Raw genomic sequence first — 5,448 nt, forward strand, 5'->3', positions numbered from 1 at the left:
CCGACTCCCCCTCCCCGCACGCCGATTCCGCCACCCGGGGGCCCCGGGGCGAGGCCCCCTCCCGCCGGGTCCTGATCACCGGGGGCGGGACCGGCATCGGCCTGGCCACCGCCCGGGCCTTCGCCGCCTCCGGCGACCGCACCCTGCTGGTCGGCCGCCGTTCCGAGGTGATCGAGCGGGCCGCCGCCGGCATCGACGGGGCCGGGGCATTCGCCGCCGACCTGACCGAGCCGGCCGGGGCCGCCGCGCTGGCCGACGCCGTGCGGGAGCGGTGGGGCGGGGTGGACGTGGTGATCCACTCCGCCGGCGGCAACGGCCTCCTCGAACCGGCCCCCGGGCCGGGCACCGACCGGCTGACCGGCATCGCCCGGGACTGGGAGCTGAACTTCCGTCTCAACACCCTCACCGCCGTGCTCACCACCGAGGCCCTGCTGGAGGCCGACCTGCTGCGCCGGGACGGCGGCCGGGTCCTCTTCCTCGGCTCCATCGCCGCCTACCGGGGGTCGGGCTCCGGCTCCTACGGCGCCGCCAAGGCCGCGCTGCACCCCTACGCGCACGACCTGGCCCGCCGCCTCGGCCCCTCGGGCACCACGGTGAACGTGGTGGCGCCGGGACTGATCACCGACACCGAGTTCTTCGGCGACACGATGACCGAGGAGCGGCTGCGGGCCCGGGTGGCGGAGACGCTCAACGGCCGGGCGGGCACCCCGGAGGACGTGGCGGCCACCCTGCACTGGCTCGCCTCGCCCGGGGCCGGGCACGTCACCTCGCAGATCATCCAGGTCAACGGCGGCGCCGAACGCGGTCACTGATCCGCGTCCCCCGGCCCCTCGGGGAGGGGCCGGGCATCGGCGCGACCACATAGGTTGCTTTCCTAACTAGGTCGGTGTTCAATATGGGTATGGCCACCGACCGCAGAGCCAGTTGGCTCAAAGGCGTCCTCGACCTGCTCGTCCTCTCCTGCCTCACCGACGGGGAGAGCTACGGCTACGAGATCGCCCGCCGACTGGAGGAGGCCGGGCTCGGCACGATCCGGGGCGGCACCCTGTACCCGGTGCTCAACCGACTGGAGGAGGCGGGCCTGCTCGACGCCGAGTTCCGGGCCGCCGAACGAGGGCCGGGACGGCGCTACTACCGGCTCACCGAGGCCGGCTCCACCGTGCTTCACGAGCAGGGCGCGGCGTGGAACGAGTTCCACCGCCTCGTCGGTGAGCACCTCGCCAAAGGGCTCGCCGGCCGCCGGCCGGAGGGAATCACCGGGAAGGGACCGACCGCATGACCACCGAACGGGGGACCGAGGGGATGAGCCCGATGAAAGCCACGCAGGCCACGCAGGCCACGGACACCACGCAGGGCACGGGCTGGTTCACCGAACTGGCGGACGAACTGCGCCGCCGGGGCATGGCCGAGCGACGGATCGGCGAGACCGTCACCGAACTCTCGGACCACCTGCTGGACAGCGGGGCGGACCCCGTGGAGGAGTTCGGCCCCGCCGGCGACCTGGCCGCCCGACTCGCCGGTGACGGCGGGGCCGGCCCCGGGACGGCGGGCGGCCGGGTCGGCGACGGGACCCTGCCGGAGGACGCCGGGGACGCCGGGGCCCGCGAGTGGCGCTTCGCCTGCGACCAGTACGTGGACCGCGACGTCCTCAACCGCCAGGGCGACCTCGGCTGGGAGGTGGTCCGGGTGGACGCGCTCGGCCGCTTCGTCTGCCGGCGCGACCCCGCGGAGCCGCTGCGCTGGGAGTACCGGCGCGAGGTGGTGCGCCGTCGCGACCGCGAGGAGTACGCCGCCGAACTGGCCCCCGACGGCTGGGAGCCGTGCGGGTACTGGCTCTACATGGCCTACTACAAGCGCCCCCTGTCGGCGGCCACCGGTGCGGCCGGGGCCCTGGAGCCGGGCGACGCCGAGCCGGGCCGCCCGTGGTACGTCGGTCGACGGGTGCGGACGATGTACCTCGCCCTCGGCGCCATGCTGCTCTGCTTCATCCCCGTCATCGTCATGCGGGGCGGACCGAGCGCCGCCACCTGGATCGGCGCGGCGGTGGGCGGGACCGTCGGCGGGGCCGTGGGCTGGTGGGCGATGCGCCGGGACATCGAGCGCGGGGTGCGCGACGAACTGTGAGACGAACCGTGAGGCGGGGGTGGGGCGCACGGGGGCGCCCCACCCCCGACGACCGGGGCCTCACCCGGCCAGGTACCGCTCCACCGTCTCGACCTTCGAGGTCAGCCCGTCGGTGACCCCCTCGCGGATGTCCGCCTTGAGCACCACGCTCACCCGGGAGGAGCGGGCCCGGACCGCGTCCACGGCCCGCCGGACGACGTCCATCACCTCGTCCCACTCGCCCTCGATGCTGGTGAACATCGCGTCGGTGCGGTGGGGCAGGCCGCTCTCGCGCACCACCCGCACCGCCTCGGCCACCGCCTCCCCCACGTCCTCACCGGTGCCGATCGGGGTCACCGAAAACGCCACGATCACGTCGTGCCTCCCTGTTCCGTGTCTGTTCCGGGTCTGTTCCGTGCGGCTCGCCGCGCGCCGGGGCTCGCGCCCCGGAACCCCATCGTGCCCGTCGCCGACACGCAAAAGCCCGCTCCCGCGCGGGGCAGCCGGGCGGGGGCGGGCGGTACGGGTCCCCTCTCGGGGACGCCTTCTTCCCGGGGCACCTCCTCTCCGGGTCTCGGTGTTCTCAGGGCGTCGGCTCCGGCAGCAGACCGAGCTGTCCGAGGAACTCCATCCGGTCGAAGTAGACGCGGTGCTCGACGATGTGCCCGTCCACGACGGTGGCGCGGTCGCAGCCGACCACCCGGATGTGTCGGCCGGTCGGGGGGATCCTCTCCCCGTCGGGGGCGACGAGCGGACCGGTGTTGGTCCCGACCATGAAGCCCTCGTCGATGGCGGAGTCACCGTCCTCGTGGAGGGCCAGCGGCTCGTAGCCGACGTCGGGCATCGCGTCCATGAACTGGCGCCAGTACTCGACGATCCGTTCCCGTCCCCGGATCTCCCCGGCGTCCGGGGCGACGAAGACGGCGTCCTCCGCGAAGCAGTCCGCGACGGTCTTGAGGTCCCTGGTCGTGGTGAGCGCCTCGGTGAGGCGGTCCATGACCTCGCGTGCCTGTCCCATGATTCACCTCCCGTCCTGCGGAGGTCCTTCCACCGTACATCCGACAAAAGCCGCACAACAGGCATATCCGGAGAGGAATGCGTCCCCGGGGTCACCGCCCGCCGCTGCCCGTGGGAGGGGACGGCGCCGGGCGGCGACCCCGGCGTTCACACCTCGCTCTCCCGGTTCTCCCGGTTCCCGTCGGCCTCCTCCAGGGCCTCCCACCGGACGGCGCTGACCCCCGGTTCGAGGCTGAGGCGGTTGACGGCCTGCTCCAGTTGGTCGTCGGACCGCCCCCGGGTGGTCATCTCGGCCCGGACGTGAACCCGGCCGGTGTGATCCACGTCCCGGCTCTCCAGGGACCGCAGGGTGAAGCCCCCACCGGAGAGGGACTGCAGGAGCAGCGCCCTGACGTGCGCCTCCTGGTCCTCCCGGCAGGTGATGCGCAGCCGGTAGGGGGTGCGGACCTCGCTGCCGTTGCCGACCGGGGCGGACTCGATCCGCCGGGCGATGGGACGCAACAGGAGGTTGGCCACCACCACCGCCACGGCCCCCAGGAGGGCACCGAGGTACAGACCGCTGCCGGCCAGTACGCCGATGGCGGCGGCGCACCAGATGGTGGCGGCGGTGTTGATCCCCCGGATGTTGATGCCGTCGCGCATGATCACCCCGGCACCGAGGAAACCGATGCCGGAGACGACCTGCGCCGCGATCCGGGTGGGGCTGACCTCGCCCGGGGTGTTGACGGCCAGCAGTACGAAGAGCGCGGAGCCGGTGGCGACCAGCGCGTTGGTGCGCAGGCCGGCCATCCGGGCACGCCACTGGCGCTCGACGCCGACCAGGGCCCCGAGACCGAAGGCGGCGGCCAGGCGGAGCGTGAATTCCAGGGTGTCGATCATGTCATCCCACTCCCAACAGCCATGCGGTGAGGCTGAAGTAGACGGCCAGCCCGGTGAAGTCCTTGATGGTCGTGATGAAGGGGTCCGCCCCCGGGGCATGGTCCAGGCCGATCCTGAACAGCAGCCAGGGCAGAGCGAAACCGAGGAAGGTGGCGAGCGTCACCGAGGTGAACAGGGACAGTCCCACGGCCAGGCCCAGCAGGGGGATGTCGTTGGGCGCCCCCTGCCACAGGTAGGCGACGGTGCCGCCGATGCCGGCGAGGATCAGGGCCATGGTGGCGCCCACCCGCACCTCGCGGAACAACTGGCGGCCGAACACCTTGGGGTCGATGTGCCCCAGCGCCAGCCCCCGGGCGAAGATCGTCGTGGACTGGGTGCCCACGTTGCCCCCCATGTCCATGATCAGCGGAACGAAGATCGCCACCGCCACCACGGCCGCGAGCACGTCCTCGAACCGCTCGATCAGTCCGCCCACCATGAGACCGCCGGCCAGGGTCACCATGAGGAAGGCGATCCGCACCCGCACCGGGTAGAGGATGCCGCCCCGGGTCAGCCGCTCGCTGCGCAGCAACTCCTTGGCGTGGGTGGGGTCGCCGAGCCCCGCCTTGCGGTACATCGTCTCCGAGGCGTCGTCCTCCAGCGCGTCCATCGCGTCGTCGTAGGTCAGCGCGCCGACCAGGCGCCGTTCGGAGTCGATGACGGGCAGGGCCCCCAGGTCGCGCAGTTGCAGCAGTCGGGAGGCGGCCGCCGCGTCGGCGGTGGTGGTCACGGCGATGTCCGGCAGCCGGGCCAGGGTGCCGAGGAGCGTGCCCGGCGCGGCGCGGACCAACTCCGCCACGGTCACCAGGCCGAGGTAGTGGCGCTCCCCGTCGATGACGAACACCGTGGTCAGGTCCTCCGGCCCCAGCCGGGAGTCGCGCACCTCCTCCAGCGCACGCGCCGCGTCGGTGTCGGGACGCAGGGCCAGGTAACGGGGGTTGGCCAACCGACCGGCGCTGTCGGCCGGGTAGGAGAGCAGGACCCCGACACGTCGTCGGTCGCTCTCGGGGAGCGCGGCCAACAGGCGCTTGGCGACGCCGGCCGGGGCCTCGTCCAGGAGACGGGCCTGGTCGTCGGGGTCCAGGGATTCGAGGACCGCGGTGGCCTCGGAGGTGGTCATGGCCGTCAGGAGGTCCACCTCCTCGGGGCCGGTGAGCAGGTCGAAGACCTCGGCCGCCGTCCGCTTGTCCAGCAGACGGTAGGCCAGGACCCGCTCGGTGGCGGGAGCCTCCCGCAGTATCGTCACCGCCTCGTCGACGGTGACGCCGGCCAGGATCTCCTTGGCCGTGGTCAGGTCACGATCGCGGAGGGTGTGCAGCAGTTCGGGGTGCGTGGTGCGCACGGCGTTCTCCCCCTCGTCGGGGTCGGGGCACGCCTCGCAGCCCTCACGACCGGGGGACGGGGAGGGAT

7 protein-coding genes are annotated in these 5,448 nt (G+C 73.2%); 3 read left to right on the top strand and 4 right to left on the bottom strand.

What is annotated here, in order from left to right:
• The first annotated feature begins 71 nt into the window (after positions 1-71).
• The 3 genes from FOE67_RS15270 to FOE67_RS15280 all read left to right on the top strand — a co-directional run bounded on the left by FOE67_RS15270 (position 72) and on the right by FOE67_RS15280 (position 2,124).
• A complete protein-coding gene (locus tag FOE67_RS15270) occupies positions 72-812 on the top strand; it encodes an SDR family NAD(P)-dependent oxidoreductase (protein ID WP_182664590.1) in 741 nt (246 codons plus the stop codon).
• 89 nt (positions 813-901) lie between these two features.
• A complete protein-coding gene (locus tag FOE67_RS15275; RefSeq protein ID WP_182664581.1) occupies positions 902-1,279 on the top strand; it encodes a PadR family transcriptional regulator in 378 nt (125 codons plus the stop codon).
• 32 nt (positions 1,280-1,311) lie between these two features.
• Positions 1,312-2,124: a hypothetical protein gene (locus FOE67_RS15280; RefSeq protein ID WP_182664583.1), complete on the top strand. Its 813-nt coding sequence runs from the start codon at positions 1,312-1,314 to the stop codon at positions 2,122-2,124.
• Between the two features lie 60 nt (positions 2,125-2,184).
• Here the strand turns inward: FOE67_RS15280 and FOE67_RS15285 are convergent, their stop codons facing one another.
• The 4 genes from FOE67_RS15285 to mgtE form a co-directional block, all read right to left on the bottom strand.
• On the bottom strand, positions 2,185-2,478 hold the full coding sequence (locus tag FOE67_RS15285) for an MTH1187 family thiamine-binding protein (protein ID WP_182664585.1): 294 nt from the start codon (positions 2,476-2,478) through the stop codon (positions 2,185-2,187).
• Positions 2,479-2,686: 208 nt separating this feature from the next.
• Positions 2,687-3,121, bottom strand: a complete 435-nt coding sequence (locus tag FOE67_RS15290) for an ester cyclase (RefSeq protein WP_182664586.1) — start codon at positions 3,119-3,121, stop codon at positions 2,687-2,689.
• Positions 3,122-3,267: 146 nt separating this feature from the next.
• The gene (locus FOE67_RS15295) at positions 3,268-3,999 is read right to left on the bottom strand and encodes an MgtC/SapB family protein (RefSeq protein ID WP_182664588.1); all 732 of its coding nucleotides are present in this window, start codon (positions 3,997-3,999) and stop codon (positions 3,268-3,270) included.
• A 1-nt stretch (position 4,000) separates the two neighbouring features.
• A partial coding sequence (gene mgtE, locus FOE67_RS15300; protein WP_228473918.1) for a magnesium transporter occupies positions 4,001-5,448 on the bottom strand: 1,448 nt, incomplete at its 5' end.

This window comes from Streptomyces calidiresistens (assembly GCF_014141525.1).
Lineage (GTDB): Bacteria > Actinomycetota > Actinomycetes > Streptomycetales > Streptomycetaceae > Streptomyces > Streptomyces calidiresistens.

Bases quoted from the DNA above. Each gene is read 5' to 3' on its own strand.
- FOE67_RS15275 (WP_182664581.1), top strand. From the start codon at position 902: ATGGCCACCGACCGCAGAGCCAGTTGGCTCAAAGGCGTCCTCGACCTG.
- FOE67_RS15280 (WP_182664583.1), top strand. From the start codon at position 1,312: ATGAAAGCCACGCAGGCCACGCAGGCCACGGACACCACGCAGGGCACG.
- FOE67_RS15290 (WP_182664586.1), bottom strand. From the start codon at position 3,121: ATGGGACAGGCACGCGAGGTCATGGACCGCCTCACCGAGGCGCTCACC.
- FOE67_RS15295 (WP_182664588.1), bottom strand. From the start codon at position 3,999: ATGATCGACACCCTGGAATTCACGCTCCGCCTGGCCGCCGCCTTCGGT.